The following is an 18813-nucleotide window of genomic DNA, read 5'->3' as shown; positions in this document are numbered from 1 at the left end:
GACGCTTGAGGTAGACGGATGAAGAGACTTTGCTCACGGCTTTTTCTCGAGGGTCGAATCCCGCGCTATCTTGCGCAGGGTCCTCTGTCCGCCGACGAGCGGCAGGCGGAGCAGGGCTTCATGCTGGTAGGGCTGATCGTCGCAATCTTCATTATTCTGCTGGTTCTGAGTATTGCCGCGCCGAAGATGGCGCAGGGGCTGAGGCGCGAGAAGGAGGTCGAGGCCGTGCATCGTGGAAACCAGTACGTACGCGCGATCCAGCTCTACTACCGCAAGAACAACTCCTATCCCGGCACGATGGACGCGCTGGCCAAGGGAACTCCTGTGAAGTATCTGCGGCAGGAGTATGTGGACCCCTTCACGGGCAAGTCGGACTGGCGATTGATTCACGTGGGCGAGGCGAAGACGACGGTGAAGGGATTCTTCGGCCAGCCGCTGACGGGCCTTGCGCCTGGGTTGGGCGCAGCCGCGGGACAGGCCTCGCCGGGAGGTATCGGCGCAGGGGCTGCTGGTTCGAACTCCGCGTTCGGCTCGTCGACTAGCAGCGCGTTCGGTTCATCGGCGCCGGGCGGGTCGAGCGCCTACGGTGGCTCTTCCGGAGCTACGCTGGGAGGCTCAAGCTCCGCCGGAACGAGTCTGGGAAGCAGTCAGGGGAGCACGGCGGGAGCTGGAGCGTCAGGCCCGGGCGGGGCGACGACAACGGGGACAACGGGGACGACAGGATCAACGGACAACTCCGGAGCCGCCTCGACTGGGACGGGCGCTAACAGCACCCTAGGGTCGGCCGCCGGGATCGCCAGCCAGTCGTCCGGCGGGTTCTCGGGGGGCGGCGCGCCCTTCGTCGGCGTGGGAATTCCGAAGGAAGGCACCTCGATCAAGGTGTTGAATGAGCAGACGTCGTACAACACGTGGGAGTTTATCTACGATCCTCGGATTGAGCAGATGAAGGCGGCCGCAGGTCTACAAGGCGGAGGGGGCCTGGGATCAGCCGGTTCACTGAACTCCGGGGTTGGAGGTGCTGGAACTGGAACCTCTGGGTACGGATCGTCGGGCAGTTCGGGGTTCGGATCTTCGCCAAGCTCTGGATTTGGATCCTCACCCAGCTCCGGATTTGGCTCGTCGCCGAGTTCGGGATTCGGATCGTCTCCGACGTCCGGCACACAAGGAAGCGGCACAACCACGCCGACTCCACCACAGCAGCCACAGTAATACTTTGCGGCTTCGGTGTTGCGCCGGAAATCGTAGTTGCGGGGGGACTACGGTTTCTTTGCAGCCGCTGCCTTTTGATCGATAGTGCGCAGGCGACCAATACGTCCATGCGGACCAACCACGAAGGGAAGCGAGAGCGCGTTCCAGTTCTTGTCGGCATCGGCTGGGTCAGTGGATGAGGGTGTAAGCGGACGCCAATTTTTGCCGTCGTCGGTGGAGATGTCAGTGCCGTTCGGACCTACGGTGATCCAGAGTTTCTGGGTGGGGTCGTAGGCTACGGAGGAGCGATAACCGTGGGGCGGGGCTTTGCATGCAGTCCAGGTGTTGCCACCGTCTTCGGATGTGGCAGCAGTGTCTGAGGCTTGCTCAGGCTTATCGTATGTTCCTCCGACCGCGACGAGCGTGATTTTGGAGACACCGCTTTTGGTGGGGCTCATGCGGGCCGCGAGAGAGAAGAGGCCAGAGGTAGCACCTGCGGCAGCCATGGGGACCTCGGCTCGTGTCCATTCAATGGTGCAGGTGAGAGGGGGTGCCTTGGGTTTATCTGGCGGTGGAACGCATTTGGCTCGAGTGGAGTAAACGTGCGGGAGTGTTGTGGTACCGGCGCTCGATCCCGTGCCGAAAAACAGAAATGGCCCGCTCGATGTTAGTGCGGAATTGCTCGCGGCGAAGGCCCCGTCTCCCGGAGAGGCTCCACGACCGGGGTCGCTGGCGATGAACCAATTATCTCCACCGTCGTCGGTGAAAAACATTGCGAACTTGCCATCCACGGGATCTCCCAGAAGGTAAGCCGTTCTGGCATCGGTTATACGAAGCGTGTCCCAGAACCCGCCAGCATCGGGGTTGGTGAAGACTAATTTCCAGCTCTGGCAGCCATCGGTGGTTTTGTAGAGGCGCGATTGATCACCGGGGCCGCTGGACATGACGATGGCGGTGTTTTCGTCGAAGGCCTGGACGCCGCGGAAGTCTAGCTTCTCAGCACCGGGCGGTATCGTGCAGGTCTGCCAGAGATAACCACCGTCTTCGGTGCGAAGCACGGTGCCGTTGGTGCCGCTGGCCCACGCGACTCCTCCGCCGACATTATGAATGCCGCGCAGGCTTGCGGTGGTGTGGGACTCTTCGATATCCCACTGCGCACAGGCGAAGCTTGCGGCTTGGGTCGTTGCCAACGTGAGGGCCAGAAGAAGGTGAGAGGATCGCATCTGCTGATTAGTGTATGACGGCTTTCGTCTGCGACTCGCAGGGATCTGACGTGACGGAGGAGCTGTCGTTCCCCTTCGAGACGCACCCCATCTCACTCACCAACAAAACTGGCCGAACACCATTCGCGAAAAAGACGCAAAGATAGTCCCGGCCTGTATCTGCTGTCCTGCTGCGATGCGTGAGAAGTATTTATACCTTCTGCTGCCAGAGTCCGAGCGCTGCTCCAGTGGGGTCGCTGATGACGCTGAACCAGCCCAGGTTCGGCACCTCTTGTACGTCCACGTGGACCTTCGCGCCGAGGCCCGCCGCTTTTTTTGTGGCTGCTTGGACGTCATCGACGGCGACATAGGGAAGCCAGGCCGAAGGCGCTCCGGGGACGGGCTGCATCATCATGCCGCCGCCGGGGCCGGTGTCTTCCGGTTTGAAGGTGGAGTAGATCATACTGCCACCCATATCCACGTCAGTGATCGCCCAGCCGAACATATTTGTGTAGAAGGTTTTGGCTTTCGCAACGTCGGTGCTGCCTAGTTCCATGTGACAGAACGGATGTGCCATTAAGGTGTCCTCTTTTTTAGGTTGGGTGATTCGCGGCCCGCGTGCACGCAAAGGATTTTACCCGGAGACGATCGACAAGCGTGTGACAAGCTCTTCAAAGTTGAGACGCGCAACGGAGGCGGATCGTTATCTCGGGGTGAGGGTCAGGGTGTGGGTGGCGGCGGCATCCACTGCGGCGTGGCTGAACGGCAGCGGGAAGGTGGTGCCGTGGTACCAGGCAGGCCACTGATCCATAAACCAGGCGCTCATCGGGTTCGAGGACTCGCCGAGGACGAGGTTGAGCGTGCTGTGGTCGAGGTCGGAGAGGTCGGCGGTGAAGCGCTCGGAGGGGCCGAAGCTGCGGCCTACCTGCTTGACGGTGACGTCGTCGCCACTCTGGGGCTGGAGGCCGGGGCTGGTGGGCAGGCCAATAACGCGCTGAAGGATCGGGGACTGGCTGTAGATGGGATGTTCGATGTCGATGGGACGGAACTGACCGTAGCGCCATTTGGAGAGATCGCCGGGAGCATGATTGTCGGCGAGGGCCTTTGAGACGGCGGCGGTGAGCAGGTCGTCCCACGTGGGATAGGCCGGAGGCAGCCAGCGGCTGGGAGTGTGCATGATGAGCCACTCCTCCGCGTAGGCCTTGTTGCCCCACGTATAGAGAGCCGCTCCCGTGCGAGGGACGCCGGGCTGAAGATCCGATTTCGTTCGGGGCTGCGCGCTGAGCTGCGGGTCGAGCAGGAGCGGCCACAGTGCGGCGCGAGCGGCAACGACGATGGCAGGGGCTGCGGCGTCCGCATCGACGTTGCCGTTCCAGTCGCGGAGGAGATCCGCCGCCTGATGAAGGCGTTTCGCGGCGGTCCTTTCTGTAGTGAACTCGGACTTGGTGACGTGATCGATGGCGTAGGCGAGACGTTGCGCGATGGCGTGATCGACATCGGAGTACACGTCGGTCTGGAGCGCGAGCATGTCGGCCGCGGTGAGATGGTCTTTGGTCTCGGCGGCGCGTGCCGTAAGCACCTTCCAGATGCGCTCGTTGCGATAAGGAGCGGCCCAGTTCAGCGTGATCGGGTAAGGATAGTCGTCGCTGGTGACACGGGCGTTTGCGGTGGCGAGGATGCCGTTGGGCGGGTCCGTCGCGCGCGGAAGCATCTCGTATGGAATCGTGCCGGCCCAGTCCTGCGTAGCGTCGAGCGCGTCGCTGGGAACCGGACTGATGGGGCTTGGCGTCGCGATGTTGCCGCGAATCGGGATCTTTCCGACGGCATGGTAGCCGATGTGACCCTGGTCGTCCGCATAGACGAGATTCTGCGCTGGGCCGCCAAAGCTGGAGAAGGCAGCGACCAGGCTGACTCCATCCGTGGCTGTATTCATCGCGAGAAAAGACGGCGTGATGTTTGCAGGGTCGTAGATCGTCCAGCGCAGGGAGAGGCTGCGCTTTTCGCTGGGAAAGATGCCCGAGATGATCGGTGTATTCACGCCGCCGTGCTGAGTGGCAGGCACATCAAGAACAAGATCCTTCGCGCCTTTGACGTGGATGATCTCCTGCTGGTGGACTACCGCATGCCAGCTGTTGTCGAGCGCTTGATACTCCATCGCGTCGCCACTGCCACGCGTGTGTTCGATGTAGATGTCCTGCACCTCGGCGCCGAGATTCGTAAATCCCCACGCAACATGGGCGTTGTGACCGACGATGATAAACGGCACGCCGGGCAGCGAGACGCCGGAGACGTGAAGATCCCCATTCGGCGCAGGCGCTTCGAGATCCGCCTCATACCAGATCCCCGGAACATTGTGCGTAAGGTGCATGTCGTTCGAGAGCAGCGGCTTGCCGGTAGCGGTATGAGCGCCTGAGACGACCCAGTCGTTCGACCCCGCAAAACAGCCTTCGCAGATGGGGTTCTTGAGAGTCTCCTGTAGTGCGAGCAGATCTTCGGGAGTAGCCGTCCCACTCGCCCTCGAAGGCGCCGGCCTGCGAAGCTTCGTCTGCGATTCATCCAGCGGAATATCAGGAATATCCTGCTGCGGCGCTGTGAGATCAACCACAGGCTGAGCAGGCGGATGATCGCGCCACGAGCCCACGGGGTACAGGTCCCCAACCAGGTGCGACGGAAGCCGCGCAGTCAGCGCCTCGCGATTCAGCTGCTGCGGAAAGCTGTTCGTCAGATCCTGAAACATCACCAGCCCAATCAGAAGGCTGTCGCGCGGAGTCCACGGCGCGGGCTCGTAGCGCAGCAGGCGAAACTCCAGTGGCAGATGAGCGCTCTGGTCGGCGATCGACGCATTCACGCCAGCGGAGTACCGCTCCAGCAGATGAAGCTGATCCGCCGGAAGAGTCGCCAGCGCGCGGTCGGCGGCAGCGCGAATCTGCAGGGTGCGTTGCGCGCGATCATGCGGAATCAGCGGCGCTCCAAGTATCTCGGCAAGACTGCCCGCGGCATGCCGGCGCAGCGCATCCATCTGCCACAGCCGGTCCTGCGCCGTCACATACCCCTGCGCCATCACCAGATCGTCCAGCGAACTCGCCCGAAGATGCGGAACGCCATGGTCATCGCGCTGCACCGAGACCGGCGCGGACAACCCAGCGATAGAGATCGCGCCATCCAGCTGCGGCAGAGCATCGCGCATCGCCTTGCGAGTCCAGTGCCGCGCATAGAAAAATCCAACCACGCCGAAGAGCAGCACCAGCAAAGTAAAAATAACCACGAGTCGATAGAAGATTCGCCTGCGTCGAACCTGCATGGCGGTGCGGGCTTCTTCCGGGGAGGCTGCGGCGGCGATCGATTCGTACGGGTTCATAGCTTTTGATCGAAGTGTAAATGGAAGCGTGGCCCGGCGCTCAACTCGACAGACAACCGCGCACGTCATTTAATCTGGTTTACTTAGCATCATTGATAACGACACTGGATGTGGTCTGGTTCGGAACGCGGTGCGGGGCTGAAACGAGGGTGTCATGGAAGCTGGATCGAGTCTGCATGCAGTCGAGACGGTCATTCTGCTGTTGCTGGTGCTGGTCGCAGGTTTTGCAGCAATGGCGCGGCGGCTCAAGGTGCCCTATCCCATCGTGCTCGTGCTGGCAGGGCTCCTCATCAGCTTCCTGCCGCGCATGCCGCACGTTCCACTCGATCCCGACGTCGTCTTCGTCGTCTTTCTGCCGCCGCTGTTGTACTCTTCCGCCTGGTTGATGTCCTGGCGTGAGTTTCGCCGCAACGCAGTCGTGATAGGCCTGCTGGCGTTCGGTCTGGTCGGCTTCACCGTCTGGGGAGTCGCATTCTTCTCCGACCACTTCATCACCGCGCTCGACTGGAAGGCCGGCTTTCTGCTCGGCGCTGTAGTCGCGACCACAGATGCAATCGCTGCGACCTCGATCGCAAAGTCCATCGGCCTCCCCAGGCGCATCGTCGACATCCTCGAAGGAGAGAGTCTGCTCAACGATGCAACCGGCCTGCTCGCTCTCGAGATAGGCATCGGCATCATTCAGGGAGGACAGACCCCTACTCTCGGCGGCGGCCTCTTCAGGCTGCTGTATCTGGTCTTCGGAGGGCTCTTGATCGGCCTGCTGATCGGCATCATCGTGGGCTGGCTGGAAAAGTTCATCGACGACGGCCCCGTCGAGCTGGTCGTGAGTCTCGTCGTTCCCTACGCAGCGTATCTCGCAGGAGAGCACGCGAAGGCATCAGGCGTTTTGGCTGTAGTAGCGTGCGGAATCTACATGAGCCGCAAGAGTACAGAGTTCTTCTCGCCAGCCGTGCGCTTACAGGTCGTTGGGGCGTGGGAGGCGTTGACGTTCATGCTGAATGGGCTGGTCTTTGTGCTCATCGGCCTGCAGCTTCCCTACGTGCTGGCTGGAATTCACGGCAGGTTCAGTAAGGGAACGCTGATCCTTTACGGAGTCGTCTTCAGCGTCGTGCTGATCCTGTTGCGAATCGTCTGGGTCATTCCGGTCTTCAAGATCGCAGCATATATCGATCGGCGCTGGATGAAACACAAGGAAGAGGAGCTACAGCCGCGCGAGGTCTTCGTGGTCGGCTGGACAGGGATGCGCGGTGTACTCGCGCTCGCAGCCGCAATCTCAGTTCCGGAGATGCTCGGTGATGGAAGGTCCGAGACGAGAAACCTGATCGTGTTTCTGGCCTTCTGCGTGATTCTCGTCACGCTGGTGTTGCAGGGCCTCACGCTGCCCGTGCTGATTCGTATCCTTGGCCTTGCAGGCAACCTGGGAATGGATCCTGAGGAGAAAGAGGCGCGACGCATCGTTCTACGAGCGGCCGTTCACCATCTCGAAGAAGGGCGTAGGCGCGGTGGACATGATGCGGAGCATTTATACGACGATCTCATTCATCGCTACAGACACAAGCTCGCAGCTGTCGGCGGAGACGATGAGGGAGGTCTCGAGGCTGTCGATAGGGAGACGATGACGCGACTGCGAAGCATTCTCGAGGATGCTCTGCAGGCCGAGCGACGCACACTCATCTCTCTGCGGGATAAAGGACGTATTGGAGATGATGTGCTCCGAACGATGGAACGAGAGCTCGACCTTGCAGAGACGCGATACCAGGGGACGCCGATCGCATAGAGACTGTCCTTCCGGGGCGTTCGCACGCCTTTTTACTGCTTCGCTCGGTCCTCCCGTTGCTCGGAGGAGAAGTTGATTCCGACCAACGGGAGGACCAGCATCGTTCCCTAACCACAACAAGGTACACAAGTCACGAAGTGGCTGCTCCACTCGTAGTGGGCCCGTCCGGGCAGGACAGCTTCGTTATGACTCGGCGGCCCGCTCCGGCAGCCTGGTATAGCCCGCATTGGTGCGAGGCAGCGTGAAGACGATAACCGCGACGATGAGCACGATGATCGGCAGGATGATGATGCTGCCTTCAGGCCCCGTTGTGCCTCCACTCAGCAGAGGCTTGCCGACGGGATGAGTAGCGAGCAGATGATTCTTGATCATGATGCCGCTGTCGGCTACCCCGTAGAGGAACGATTGGCCCCAGTCCCAGGTGGTATGAAACCCGATGGCCCACCAGAGAGAGCCCGTGCGCCATAGAACGAGGCAGAACATCATGGAGGCGAGGCCGGCAGTAAGCAGCCCGATGGGCGACTCGCCGGGATTGCTGCCGTGGACCAGGCCAAAGAGCGTTGAAAAGATGACAGCCGAAGTCCAGAAGGCAAGAACGTTACTATGAGGAGTTTTGAAGGCTGATCGAAAGAGGCCGGCCAGTCCGCGAGTGAGCGTGTACTGGAGATAGCCTCGAGTAAAGTACTCCTCCAGCAGACCGACAGCGAAGAACATCGCCAACCACTGCGCGCCATAGCGGAGTATGTCACTGCCAAAGAGGAGGCGGTTATCGAAGACAAGAAAACCAGCCTTCCAGAGGATGAGAATGAACGGCGTGAGGCAGATAATGCCCCATGCAAGGCCCGCGATAAAGTGCGGGAGTTTGCTGGCACCTCCAAGACCGTAGACGCCGATAGGTCGGCGCTCCACCTTCGACATGATCCAGGTGACGATTCCAACTCCCAACAGCGGTACGGCCTCGTTCAGAAACATGAAGAAGAAGGGGATGGTGTGGTCCGGTGAGGTCTGGTGGGTGGGTGGGTGAATCTTCACCGCGATGACATGCGCAACGAACATAAACGCCGCGAAGAGAGCAACGAAAAGAAGGATGCTCCAGCCGGCGCGAAGACCGTCGGTGCCGAAGAACACATGGCGTAGCGGGGTGGGACGCTCGATGGCAGGTTCCGAGCTCGGTGGCAGCGGCGTGTCGGGAGATGGATCTTGGGTATAGGTCTGCAAGGGAATCCTCTTGAGGCTGGATTTGAGGTACGAGAAGATCTCGCGAAAAGTTCCGCCAAGCGAGATGGAGTTCCGCCAAGCGAGATAGATCGCTAAGTGATTCAGGTGCGCTATGCTGGACTCTTCACACCTTCGAGAAAGGTGTTGAGCGCGGGAGATAGCCGATTTGGACTGCAAGATCTTTTATCACGATAAGTGCTTCGATGGAGCCTGTTCGGCTTCGTTGTTCACGCGATTCCACCGGGAGTGCGTGAAGACGGCGACCTCGTACTCCTATCACGGACTCGTGCACCGGGCTGGCGCACTGTTCGACGAAGGCGACTTCGGCAGCGGCGAAAATGCGATCGTGGACTTCAAATACTCGGCTTCGCCGAGGGTGACGTGGTGGTTCGATCATCATCAGAGCGCGTTTTTGACTCCCGAAGACCAGAAAAACTTTGAAGCAGGACAGGCCGACGGGTCGCAGCGCATGCGGAAGTTCTTCAACCCAGACTACATCTCCTGCACCAGCCTCATTGCAGACATCGCGCAGGTCAACTTCGGCTTCGACACAGCCCCCATGCTGGAGCTGATCCAGTGGGCCGACATCGTCGACGGTGCCCGATACGAGAGCGCCAAGGCCGCAGTAGAGATGGCCGCGCCCGCGATGAAGCTGACGATGGTCATCGAAAGCTCCTCCGACCCCACGCTGGTGCAGAGACTGATTCCGCTCCTGACCGAGATGAGTCTTCAGCAGGTATTGGACCAGGGATTCGTGCAGGAGCAGCTTGGCCCGTTGATGGACCGGCACTGGGCCGCGCTCGAGCTGATCAAACAACGATCAACGGTAGACCAGGGCGTGATTACCTTCGACATCACCGACCAGCCCACCGAGGGCTACAACAAGTTCATCCCGTACTACCTGCATCCCGACGCAATTTACAATGTGGGACTCAGCAAGTCGAGCTTTCGCACCAAGGTGTCGGTAGGAACCAATCCGTGGACCAAGCTGATGCCGACCGAGCTGGTCAATCTCGCTGAAATCTGCGAGCGCTACGGCGGCGGCGGACACGCTCGCGTAGGCGCAATCAGCTTCCCCCCCGACCGCGAGGACGAGGCGCGAAAGGCAGTCGACGAGATTGTGGCTGAGCTGCGAGCGGCCGCAACCGGACATGAAAAAAATAATTGAAAAAGTTGGCGTGTTTTTCGTGTGCGGAGAAGTGACGGTCAACGCACCACGTTCACCACGCATTCCACCACGTTCTCACCACAAAAACACCACACCAAAAACACTCTCTTTCTGAAACACCCCTCAAAAACACCAGCAAAAACAACAAAACCCTGGGGCGAATCACGTTCGCACCAGGGCATATTTTTTTTGAAATCTTCTAAGGTTTAAGTTTCGTAAAAAGGTTGAGTTTCGTCAGATCGTTGAAGATGACAAACGCGAAGAACGCCAGCAGACAAACAAACGCAACCTGATACACGCGCTCCTTGATCTGCTGATTCACATCCCGCCGCATGATCGTCTCAATCAACAAAAACAGGATCATCCCGCCGTCCAGAATCGGAATCGGCAGCAGGTTGAAGATCCCCAGATTCAACGAGATATAGCTCATCAATCCAATCAGCGGCATCCACCCCGGCATCTGCGCCGCCTGATGAATCTGCTGCCCAATCCCAATCGGGCTCTGCAGACTCTTCACCGAAACCTGCCGCGTAAACAGCCGCTTGAGCACTTCAACAATCAGCAAAGAGCCTTTTTTGTTGAACTCCCACGACGCAACCATCGCCTTACCCAGCGGCAGCCGCTCCACCTTGACAGGTGGCTGCACCGCCACAAAACCCAGCCGATAGTCCTTCTCCTTAGGCCCACCAGGCGTCTCAGCGAGCTCCGGAGTAACTTGAATCGGAAGGGTTTGCGTTGCACCATCAGCTGCAGTGCGTTGAATCAAGAGGTCTGCGGGCTTGCCGGCCTGATCCTGCAGATAGGACAGCAGAGCGGGAACTGAGTGCAGCTGAAGCCCGTCGATGCTGAGAATCTTGTCGTGCGGCTTGAGGCCAGCGCGGGCTGCGGGCATGTTGGGCTCAAGCGAGTCGACCTGAACTGGCGTTGTCTGCATCTTCGGAATGACGCCAAGGTTATCGAGAGAGAAGTCGTCGGGAGCACCCTTGTTTTCAACGAAGAGTTTTGTGTCAACGCGCTGGCCGTTGTGAATGAAGGAGAAGGGAACGGTCTGGTTTAGGTTCAACAGGGAGCGGATGCCCACCTGATCCCACGTAGGATTTTCGATGGAGTCGTAGTGGACGATGGTGTCGCCGCTACGGATGCCGGTGCGGAATGCGGGTGTGTTTGGGGTGATGTAGTCGGTGTAGGCGGGGCCGTCGATGAACTCCTGCACCTCGTTGTGAAGCATGGAGACGCCGGTCATAAGGCCGAGGGCGAGGATGAAGTTGGCGATTGGTCCGGCAAGTGCGACAAGGATGCGCTGCCAGCGGGGATGGGCGTTGAAGTCACCAGGATCGGTGGGCGCGACGCTGCCGGGAGTGAGTTCATTTCCGGAAAAACCCATCTCGCCGGCCATCTTGACGTAGCCACCGAGGGGGACTGCGGCGATCTGGTACTCGGTGTCGCCGCGGCGGAAGCCGAAGAGCCGTTTGCCGAAGCCGATGGAGAAGACCTCGACGCGGATGCCACAGAGCTTGGCGACCGCAAAGTGGCCGAACTCGTGGACCAGAACCATGATGCCGAGGACGATGAGAAGCTGGACGATTGTTGCCATGAAGTTCGGAAGGACCTCGTTACCTGGTTAGCTGCAGACTACCGTGGGGCGCCGGTGAGTTGGCGGGCAATCACTTCGCGGGCAGAGGCGCGCGCGGCAAGATCTGCATTTAGCACATCGAGGATAGACGCCGGTGATTGACTGGAAGTTAGCTGCAGCACAGCCTCTATTGTACGCGGGATGCCGAGGAAGGGGATACGTCCTTCGAGGAATGCCGCTACGGCGATCTCGTCGGCTGCGTTGAGGGCGATGCACGCATTTCCACCGGCTTCGGCGGCTTCGTAGGCGAGGCGAAGGCAGGGGAAGCGGGTGAGGTCGGGCTGAGAGAAGTCGAGCTGCGAGAGGGTGGTGAGGTCGAAGGTGAGGGACTCTTTTTCAGTTACGGCGACGCGCTCCGGGTAGGCGAGGGCGTAGAGGATGGGGAGGCGCATGTCGGTGACCGAGATCTGGGCGAGGATGCTGCCGTCGACGAACTCGACCAGGGAGTGGACCGTGGATTGAGGGTGGATGGTGGTGCGGACACGGGCTGCGGGGAGGTTGAAGAGGCGGCAGGCTTCGATGACCTCGAAGCCTTTGTTCATCATGGTGGCCGAGTCGATGGTGATGCGCTGTCCCATGACCCAGGTGGGATGTTTGAGGGCTTGCTGTGGGGTGATGTTTTCGAATTCGGCGAGGGGGGTGTTGCGGAAGGGGCCGCCGGATGCGGTGAGCCAGATCTGCTTCACTTCGGCTGCGGTGCCGCCGCGCAGGCACTGGTGAACGGCGTTGTGTTCGGAGTCGATTGGCAGGAGGGCTACGTTGTGCTGTTTCGCGGCGGCGAGGATGAGCTCGCCTGCGGCTACGAGGCACTCCTTGTTGGCGAGGCCGATGGTCTTGCCGGCGCAGACTGCGGCGTAGGTGGCTTCGAGGCCCGCTACACCGACGATTGCGGAGACTACGAAGTCAACCTCGGGCAGCGTTGCGACGTGAATGGTGCCTGCGCTGCCGTGGACGACTTCGATGCTGGTGATGCCTTCGGCTTTGAGGCGAGTCAGCAGAGTGGCTGCGAGGGCTTCGGTGGCGAGGGAGATGACTCTGGGGCGCCAGCGGAGGCACTGGGCGAAGGCATCGTCGATGTTGGTGCCTGCGGCGAGGGAGACGACCTGGTATCGGTCGGGGAAGGACTCGCAGACGGAGAGGGTGCTGTGGCCGATGGAGCCGGTCGAGCCGAGGATAGCGAGCTTTTTCACGAGGCGTCGGCCTCGGGGGCTGTGGTTGGGCTGAGGAGGGGGCCCCCCCCCATATTACCGGCGCGTAAGTCTTTTCTTTGCATGGAGATGTGGGTCGTGTTGTCTCGTAAATATGTCATATACAAAGGGTTACTTGCAGATACGTCTAAACAAAGGAGTTACGGTGGTATTCAGGTAAGTGCCAGGGTTTACCTCGGAACTACTTCAAGTATAGCTGTTTGAGGGGAACTAATGCGCCACGCGAATTCCCTTGATTGGCGCGGGTTTTGGCGGTTTCGGGGGTTGACAGGATTTGGCTGGACGTGAGGAGCGGTTTTGGAGCGAGCGTCGAATAGCTTGTTTACAGCCTCTCTTGCTGTCCAGAGCTGTCCTGCCGGACGGGCTCCCTGCGCGGGAGGCGGTCACTTCGTGACTTGTATACCCCTTCGGTTGGCGCTCCCGCTGGTCGCGAGGAAGATGATTCCGACCAACGGGAGGACCGGGCGAAGCTTTAAAAAGGCGTGCGAGCGCCCGCCCTCCGCGCAGGAGGCCCGTCCGGCAGGACAGCTTTTTAGAAGCGGCCGAGGCCGAAGTAGTCCTTGAGGAGGAGGATGTACCAGAGGACTGGGGCGGCGAGGAGGAGGGCGTCGATGCGGTCGAGGATGCCTCCGTGGCCGGGGAGCATGGTGCCGGAGTCCTTGACGCCTGCTCCGCGCTTGATGGCGGACTCGAGCAGGTCGCCCAGCTGAGCGGCGATGTTGAGGATTGCGGCGAGCAGGAGCGATTGCCAGATGGGCTCGGAGATGTGGAGCAGGGTGTTGCCGTGGGCGGTGAGGGTGTCGGCGATGGCGATGACGATGCCTCCGGCGATCATGCTGCCGACGATAGAGGCGATGGAGCCGGCCCAGGTCTTTCCGGGGCTGAGACGGGGGGCGAGCTTGCGGTTGCCGAAGGCTCGGCCGATGTAGAGGGCTGCGATGTCGCCGGCCCAGACACAGACCATGAGGAAGAGCACGAGGGCCGGGCCATCCTCCTGCTTCCAGAGGAGAGGGACGAGGGTGAGGGGGTAGGCGATGTAGATGAGGCCGAAGAGGCCCTGGGCGGTGTCGGGCAGGACCTGGATGAGGGGGGCGCGGAAGCCGTTCCAGGCGAAGAGGACCAGGGTGAGCGCGCTGAGGACGGGGAGTTGGGCTTCTACTGGAAAGTTAGGCAGGGTGACGACGAAGGCGAGGGCGGTTCCGAGGACCATCCACCAGGTGGGGATGCGGAGTTTGGCGCCGTGGGCTTCGGCACCGACTGCGGCCAGCTTGAGGTACTCATAGGCTGCTAGTTCTGCGACGATGGCGCTGAAGAGTGTGATCATCCACAGCTGTCCGAAGAAGATGAGGGCGAAGACGGCGAGGATGAGAACAGTGGCGGTGAGGATGCGTTTCATGAAGTCCTGAACAGGATATATCGGGCCGTATATCGGGCTTGGACAGATTGTTTTATTTTCTATCTTGACTTATCAAGATATATCTTAGTACTATTCAGATATGAGAAAACTACACGAACACTTACATGAACACTACAGAGGTTGCCACGGCAGAGAAGAAGGCCGTGGTGAGAGACATAGGGACGATCAACGAGGCGGTTTTGGCGACTTTGGAGGAGGCCGGCATGGCTTTCGCGGGGGGCGCGGGGGACATGGAGGCCCGATGCGGTTCTTCGGCGCGGGCGACCTTCGCTATGTGATCCTGCAGCAGATCGCTGAGAAGCCGAGCCATGGCTACGAGATCATCAAGTCGATCCAGGAGCGGCTGGGCGGAATGTATGCGCCGAGTCCGGGCGTGGTGTATCCGATGCTGACGATGCTGGAGGAGATGGGGCATGCGACCGTGGTCTCCGAGGGCGCGCGCAAGCTTTATACGATCACGGAAGAAGGGGCAAAGTCGCTGGCCGAGAACAAGGCGATGGTCGATGCGATCTTCGCGAGGATGGACCATGCTCGGAGTGAGCAGGGGAGTGGTCGTTCTCCTCAGATCGAACGCGCGGTGGAGAACTTTCGGATGGCGCTGCGGATGAAGAAAGGCCCGCTGACGACGGAACAGATTCACGCGATCACGGACATCATTGACGCTGCTGCCAAGCAGATTGAGAGGGCTTGATGAACTCTTACCGTTACAGAGTCACGGTTGAGGCGCTGACTGGAGCGAAGGGAGAGCCGGTGGAGGGACGGACACTGTCGTTCGAAGCTGCGAACCACGACGATATTCTGGGGATCGTGGAGAGGATGCGAGCTCGGCTGCCATTCGATAGCGACACGGTCGCGTCGCTGGGAGTTGGTTTGAAGTTGTTCTCCGAGGTGGCTCTGATGCAGCGGAACGATCCGATGTTTGCGACGATTCGTCCGGCGCTGGGGGAGTTTGTGCGTGGGTTGAAGCAGCGTCCTGAGACCGTTGGCTCTGGCGGTCCGGGTAGGTTGCTTTAGGCTGACGGCGAGTGTCCTGCCGGACGGGCCCGCTGCGCGCGGGGCGGGCGTTCACACGCCTTTTTACTGCTTCGCGTGGTCCTCCCGTTGGTCGGAAGAGATATCAAGCCGAGCAACGCGAGGCCCCATGCAGCTGGTCCTACCGTGACAAGGTATACGCGTCACGAAGTGACCGCCCTCCGCGCAGGAGGCCCGTCTGGCAGGACTATTTTTTGCTAGCCGCCCGCGCACTCGGAGAGAGGAATGTTGTTTGCTTTGCAGAAGGCGTCCTGTGAGGCTTTCTGATCGGCCAATGAGTTTTCGAACAGGTGATGCAGGATGAGGCCGCCTGCGACGCCAGTGCCGACGACGAGGCCGACGATGATTAGCCCAGTTCTAACGTGGTGATAGTTGGGGACGGTGGTGAGGTCAGCGGTCTCGTCTGGAGTGAGTGGCTGACCGGCGACGACTTTGACTCGGCTTACAAGGTTGGTTTCGGAGATAGAGACCCAGCGGGCAAAGACCTGATTTTTTCCCGCGAGATATATGGGTGAGGTAATGGTCCAGAGGGCGATATTGGATCTGAGGTCGATGATGGTGAGCTGAAAGGCCGGGCTGGTGTAGGAATAGACGCCGCCGTCATTCCCGGTCACATCAGTAATGGGAGCGATGTCTCGAAGCTGAAAGACGAGATCGGCCTCGTCCGGGGAGTTGACGAGCTGATAGTGGCCCCAGGCCTGCAACGCCGCATAGATATCGTTGAAGGCCTTGGTTTCGTCGATGGGAAAGTTGGGGTCGGTGCCGGAGTTGGTGAGAAAGACGGTGTGGGCTTGCTGGATTTGGGATGGGGTTGGTGGAGGAGATACGGTACTGTTCTGTTGGGCCCGAGTGAGAGGCGTGGAGGCGAGAAGCAAGGCAAGAGTACAGCAAAGGGATTTACGCAATGGAACATGCATAACATGTTTCCTCTGAACGTTGAAGACGGAGGGCTGGACGGAAAGTTGCCGTGTGAGCAGGGGAATTTGTGACGCGCAAAAGGTTGCCCGTCGCGAGAGATTTTTGCGAAGCGCAAACTGCTGTTTCTAGCGGCGGGTGAGGACGGCGTCGGGCTTTGCTTCGGATTTGCTGTCGGCTTTGGCGTCCGATTTGGGGATGAGGTGGTCCTTGATCTCGGCGGCTACTTCTTCGGCTGGCTCGAGGTTGTTGAGGTCTTCGTCGGTGAAGCTTTCGCCGAGGCCACCGAAGCGGCGCTCGCGATGCTGGTAGGCGTTGATGGCCTCGAGCAGATGGAGGCCGTTGAAGTCGGGCCAGAGGCGGTCGGTGACGAAGATCTCCGAGTAGGCGATCTGCCAGAGGAGGAAGTTGGAGATGCGCTGCTCGCCAGAGGTGCGGATGACGAGGTCGGGGTCGGGCATGTGCGCGGTGTAGAGGGCGCGCGCGATGGTGGGTTCGTCGAGGGACTCGAGGGCGCCGGCGCCGAGGAGGTCCTCGACGGAGCAGCCGCGGGTGTGGGCTTCGGTGGTGAGGTCGGTGAGGATGGTGCGGACGGCGTCGACGATCTCGGAGCGGGCGCCGTAGTTGAGGGCGAGGGTGAGGGTGGTGCCGGTGTTCTTGGCGGTGGCCTCGGAGGCCCACTGCATGGTGTCCTGGACTTCCTGCGGGAGGTCGTGGGTGCGACCGATGTAGGCCATGCGGACGTTGTTGTCGTTCATGCGCTTGACGTTGCCGACGAGGTAGCTCTTGAGCAGCTTCATGAGGAAGCTGACTTCGGACTTGGGGCGGCGGAGGTTGTTCTCGAGCGAGAAGGCGTAGAGGGTGAGCCAAGGTAGATTGATGCGCGAGGCAGTCTCTACGACGAACTGAACGGACTCGGCGCCCTTCTGATGGCCGAGGAAGCGCTTGAGGGCACGTTTTCCGGCCCAGCGGCCGTTGCCGTCCATGATGATGGCGACGTGTTGCGGAATTTTTGCTGGATCCAGCTGCCGGTAGACGCTCTGCTCTTCGGCAGAGAGCTCATGGCTGCGATTGGGAACGCGGCTGGAGTTCGGTAGGGGTGTTGATGCGCGCAAAGCGACCTCGCAGATATTGACGCTAGCACACCGCTGGGGGGCGCGCAATGAACGCCCTATACATCTTTCGTGCGTGAGAGGCGGGGAGTTGAGGGAAGAAGGAGAGGAAGGCGTCACGATGAGTGCTGACGCCTCCCTGGAGGGCGTGGATCGGTGTTGCAGGGACGTTATTTACGCGGTACGGCGGCGTCCCGCGGCCAGTTCGCGAACATGGTTCAGGAAGATGGACCGCTGTAGTTCGTCGAGCTGCGAGGTGTAGGTGGCGATCTCGGCGAGGAAGGGATCGGTCATGAGGACCGCGGTCTCGTCGCGATGGCGGGTGTTGGCGTCGCGCAGCAGGGCGGAGATGTCGACCTGGAGGGCGCGAGCGAGGCGATCGAGGGAGGAGAGGGTCGGCATGGCCTTGCCGTTCTCGATCTTGGAGATGTAGGTGCGAGGTACTCCCATGCGAGCTGCGAGCTGACGCTGCGAGAGATTGCGCACGTGGCGCAGGTCTCGCACGGCGTGAGCTACTTGCAGGCCGCCTTCCTGGGTTGATGGTGGGGGAACCAGCGCCAGTGGTGTGGGAGCTGGTTCGGGCTCTTCGACCTCGAGGCATTTGTGGCAGCGGCGGCACAGCGCATTGGCTGTCCGAAACTGCACCAAACTGCAGTGGTCGCAACGTAGTACCTCACGTTGTTCGACAGGTGCCATCATGGTTGCCATAAGTTGTGTTGTTGCGAAGGGACCCAGAGCAAGGACCCAGCACATGTCCGATAACGGAACATATGATGTGCCTAGATTGACACTGGGACTCGGGTGAGTCAACAGAAAAACCGCACGCAAATCCACAAAAGCCTAAAAAAACCGGAAAGGAACCAAAGTGGTAACTTGCTTGCTCGTCGGGGAGGGGATAGGCGGCGAACGCGTTAGATTTGGAGAGGAGGAGTTTTTGATGAGCGATGGTTTTGGACGAGGGCAGGCGCTGGGGTTGCTGGAAGAGTGGACCAAGGGCGAGAGCCTGCGGAAGCATGGGTTGGCGGTCTCGGTTTGTACGGAGGCCTATGGCGTGATGGAGGCTTCGCGGTTGGGGCTCGCGGGGGAGGCGGCGGCGGAGTTTGTCGGAAGATATGCGAGTGCGGGGCTGCTGCACGATATGGACTATGAGCGGCATCCGACGCTGGGGGAACATCCGTTTGTCGGGGTGAAGCATCTGCGTGAGCTGGGATGGCCGGACGAGGTGCTGCATGCGATTCTGGCGCACGCGGACTACTCGGGAACGCCGCGGGAGTCGCACCTCGATAAGGCGCTGTTTGCGTGCGATGAGCTTGCGGGATTTCTGACGGCTTGCGCGCTGGTGAAACCTTCGAAGTCGATTCACGAGGTGGAGGTGGCGGGGGTGAAGAAGAAGATGAAGGATAAGGCGTTCGCGCGGGCGGTGAAGCGGGAGGATATTACCGATGGCGCGGAGTTGCTTGGGGTGAGCTTGGAGGAGCATGTGGGGAATTGTCTGAAGGCGATGCAGGCGCGGGCGGGGGAGTTAGGACTGGAGGGTGGCACCGGTTAGGGTTAGCTTTTGAATTTTTGTTGTCTCCGATCTTGC

17 protein-coding genes are annotated in these 18813 nt (G+C 60.3%); 7 read left to right on the top strand and 10 right to left on the bottom strand.

The genetic code is table 11. The features are described 5' to 3' along the window. The first annotated feature begins 18 nt into the window (after window positions 1–18). Entirely contained in the window at window positions 19–1209 is a 1191-nt protein-coding gene (locus tag HDF09_RS05805) for a type II secretion system protein (protein WP_260180935.1), read from the top strand. Between the two features lie 47 nt (window positions 1210–1256). Here the strand turns inward: HDF09_RS05805 and HDF09_RS05800 are convergent, their stop codons facing one another. From HDF09_RS05800 to HDF09_RS05790, 3 genes are all read right to left on the bottom strand, one after another. Continuing rightward, window positions 1257–2378: a YCF48-related protein gene (locus HDF09_RS05800; RefSeq protein WP_260180934.1), complete on the bottom strand. Its 1122-nt coding sequence runs from the start codon at window positions 2376–2378 to the stop codon at window positions 1257–1259. A 223-nt stretch (window positions 2379–2601) separates the two neighbouring features. Then, window positions 2602–2967: a VOC family protein gene (locus tag HDF09_RS05795; protein ID WP_183762745.1), complete on the bottom strand. Its 366-nt coding sequence runs from the start codon at window positions 2965–2967 to the stop codon at window positions 2602–2604. Between the two features lie 126 nt (window positions 2968–3093). Beyond that, complete coding sequence (locus HDF09_RS05790; RefSeq protein WP_260180933.1) at window positions 3094–5748, bottom strand: penicillin acylase family protein; 2655 nt, start codon at window positions 5746–5748, stop codon at window positions 3094–3096. 154 nt (window positions 5749–5902) lie between these two features. Here HDF09_RS05790 and HDF09_RS05785 point away from each other — a divergent pair, with 154 nt between their 5' ends. Continuing rightward, window positions 5903–7525 carry a Na+/H+ antiporter gene (locus HDF09_RS05785; RefSeq protein ID WP_183762741.1) on the top strand — a complete coding sequence of 541 codons (1623 nt, stop codon included), beginning with the start codon at window positions 5903–5905 and terminating at the stop codon, window positions 7523–7525. 183 nt (window positions 7526–7708) lie between these two features. Here the strand turns inward: HDF09_RS05785 and HDF09_RS05780 are convergent, their stop codons facing one another. After that, a complete protein-coding gene (locus HDF09_RS05780) occupies window positions 7709–8743 on the bottom strand; it encodes a CPBP family intramembrane glutamic endopeptidase (protein ID WP_221270005.1) in 1035 nt (344 codons plus the stop codon). 166 nt (window positions 8744–8909) lie between these two features. Between HDF09_RS05780 and HDF09_RS05775 the strand changes: the two genes are divergently transcribed. Next, window positions 8910–9911 (top strand): DHH family phosphoesterase, encoded by a 1002-nt coding sequence (locus HDF09_RS05775; protein ID WP_183762738.1) that lies wholly within the window; start codon window positions 8910–8912, stop codon window positions 9909–9911. 199 nt (window positions 9912–10110) lie between these two features. Here the strand turns inward: HDF09_RS05775 and rseP are convergent, their stop codons facing one another. The 3 genes from rseP to HDF09_RS05760 all read right to left on the bottom strand — a co-directional run bounded on the left by rseP (window position 10111) and on the right by HDF09_RS05760 (window position 14148). Then, window positions 10111–11505, bottom strand: a complete 1395-nt coding sequence (gene rseP, locus HDF09_RS05770) for an RIP metalloprotease RseP (protein WP_183762735.1) — start codon at window positions 11503–11505, stop codon at window positions 10111–10113. Window positions 11506–11543: 38 nt separating this feature from the next. Further along, window positions 11544–12734: a 1-deoxy-D-xylulose-5-phosphate reductoisomerase gene (locus HDF09_RS05765; RefSeq protein WP_183762732.1), complete on the bottom strand. Its 1191-nt coding sequence runs from the start codon at window positions 12732–12734 to the stop codon at window positions 11544–11546. Between the two features lie 550 nt (window positions 12735–13284). Further along, the gene (locus HDF09_RS05760; RefSeq protein WP_183762729.1) at window positions 13285–14148 is read right to left on the bottom strand and encodes a phosphatidate cytidylyltransferase; all 864 of its coding nucleotides are present in this window, start codon (window positions 14146–14148) and stop codon (window positions 13285–13287) included. Window positions 14149–14273: 125 nt separating this feature from the next. Between HDF09_RS05760 and HDF09_RS20485 the strand changes: the two genes are divergently transcribed. From HDF09_RS20485 to HDF09_RS05750, 3 genes are read left to right on the top strand one after another with little or no spacing between them, the layout of a single operon-like run. Next, window positions 14274–14447: a hypothetical protein gene (locus tag HDF09_RS20485; protein WP_221270004.1), complete on the top strand. Its 174-nt coding sequence runs from the start codon at window positions 14274–14276 to the stop codon at window positions 14445–14447. Then, window positions 14411–14860: a PadR family transcriptional regulator gene (locus HDF09_RS05755; RefSeq protein WP_221270003.1), complete on the top strand. Its 450-nt coding sequence runs from the start codon at window positions 14411–14413 to the stop codon at window positions 14858–14860. Before HDF09_RS20485 ends, HDF09_RS05755 begins: the two co-directional genes overlap by 37 nt. Then, entirely contained in the window at window positions 14860–15183 is a 324-nt protein-coding gene (locus HDF09_RS05750; protein ID WP_183762723.1) for a DUF3861 domain-containing protein, read from the top strand. The genes HDF09_RS05755 and HDF09_RS05750 overlap by 1 nt, the downstream gene beginning before the upstream one ends. Window positions 15184–15398: 215 nt before the next feature. Here the strand turns inward: HDF09_RS05750 and HDF09_RS05745 are convergent, their stop codons facing one another. From HDF09_RS05745 to HDF09_RS05735, 3 genes are all read right to left on the bottom strand, one after another. Continuing rightward, the gene (locus tag HDF09_RS05745; protein ID WP_183762720.1) at window positions 15399–16118 is read right to left on the bottom strand and encodes a hypothetical protein; all 720 of its coding nucleotides are present in this window, start codon (window positions 16116–16118) and stop codon (window positions 15399–15401) included. A gap of 126 nt (window positions 16119–16244) precedes the next feature. Then, window positions 16245–17231: an undecaprenyl pyrophosphate synthase gene (gene uppS / locus HDF09_RS05740; RefSeq protein ID WP_183762717.1), complete on the bottom strand. Its 987-nt coding sequence runs from the start codon at window positions 17229–17231 to the stop codon at window positions 16245–16247. Window positions 17232–17402: 171 nt separating this feature from the next. Continuing rightward, the gene (locus HDF09_RS05735; protein ID WP_183762714.1) at window positions 17403–17936 is read right to left on the bottom strand and encodes a helix-turn-helix domain-containing protein; all 534 of its coding nucleotides are present in this window, start codon (window positions 17934–17936) and stop codon (window positions 17403–17405) included. A gap of 229 nt (window positions 17937–18165) precedes the next feature. On the opposite strand from HDF09_RS05735, the gene HDF09_RS05730 reads away from it, so the two are divergent. Continuing rightward, window positions 18166–18777, top strand: a complete 612-nt coding sequence (locus tag HDF09_RS05730) for an HD domain-containing protein (RefSeq protein WP_183762711.1) — start codon at window positions 18166–18168, stop codon at window positions 18775–18777. Window positions 18778–18813 lie beyond the last annotated feature (36 nt).

This window comes from Edaphobacter lichenicola, from assembly GCF_014201315.1.
Classification (GTDB): Bacteria; Acidobacteriota; Terriglobia; order Terriglobales; family Acidobacteriaceae; genus Edaphobacter; species Edaphobacter lichenicola_B.
This window is presented reverse-complemented; position numbering and strand designations above follow the sequence as displayed.